Raw genomic sequence first — 275 nt, 5'->3', positions numbered from 1 at the left:
CGGCATGGAACCTCGGCAGCAAAAGTTCTCGATCTGGTATGGCGTCGTGGCGATGTTGACCATACTCGCCATCCAGACCTTGTTCCTCTCCGATCAGGTTGAGACACTGCCTTACAGCGATTTCAAAGTGCTGTTGAAGGCGGGCAAGATCAAGGATGTTTCCGTTGGCGAACAGGACATCACCGGCACGTTCATCACGGAAGGCGTTGACGCGCTCCTATCAAAGCCGCAGGTCGAAGACATCCACCGCGCAGGTAAAGGTGATCATGCCTTCC

General features: G+C 54.9%; 1 protein-coding gene. It reads left to right on the top strand.

From position 1 onward, the window contains the following. Positions 1-275 (top strand): ATP-dependent metallopeptidase FtsH/Yme1/Tma family protein (locus RVY79_RS19495; RefSeq protein WP_317466227.1); only part of this gene is annotated, 275 nt, incomplete at both ends.

It is taken from the genome of Chromohalobacter sp. HP20-39, assembly GCF_033052815.1.
Lineage (GTDB): Bacteria > Pseudomonadota > Gammaproteobacteria > Pseudomonadales > Halomonadaceae > Chromohalobacter.
Note: the sequence above shows the minus strand (reverse complement) of the source record. Positions and strands in the feature narration are given on the sequence as shown.